Here is a 555-nt window from a genome sequence, read left to right on the forward strand (position 1 = left end):
AACCCCCGCTACCCGCACGAACTGGGCAAGGGCGGTCGGCTCTGGTGCCCAGCAGCGATAGAAGGCCAGCTCACCGGTGGTGTTGTTGCGACGGATCAGCAGACTGTGCCGGCCGTCGTCGTCGGGGCCGACGTCGGCGAGCCAGGCCCAGTCGTAGAACCGTGGCCCTTTCGACCCGTCACCGGCACTGCGCCGGGTCCACGCGGTGGCGGGCAGATCCTCGGCTAACCGGTCGGCACGGCAGCGGGTCTTACCAGCGTCGATCGGCACGAGATGATCGCAGGAGACGGCCAGGACGTAACCCAGACGCAGTTCCCGTAGCCGGGCCCGCAGGCTGGTGTTATTGCCGTAGGCCTCGTCCGCGGCGACCCACCGCGCTGGGACCAGGGCCTTCACGGCGGCGGTGATCATGTCGTCGGCCAGTTGCGAGCGGGTGGCGAACACGACGTCGTCCGGGACGCCGGCCCGCTCACACCGGTCACGGTCGCCGGTCCAGGACTTCGGCAGGTAGACCCGCCGGTCGATCAGGGTGTGACCGTGCCTGCTCGCATAGGC

General features: G+C 69.5%; 1 protein-coding gene. It reads right to left on the reverse strand.

Annotation, left to right across the window (positions count from 1 at the left end):
* A partial coding sequence (locus LPA41_RS40865) for a transposase (RefSeq protein WP_229076872.1) occupies positions 1 to 555 on the reverse strand: 555 nt, incomplete at both ends.

It is taken from the genome of Actinoplanes sp. DH11 (assembly GCF_020873875.1).
GTDB lineage: Bacteria > Actinomycetota > Actinomycetes > Mycobacteriales > Micromonosporaceae > Actinoplanes.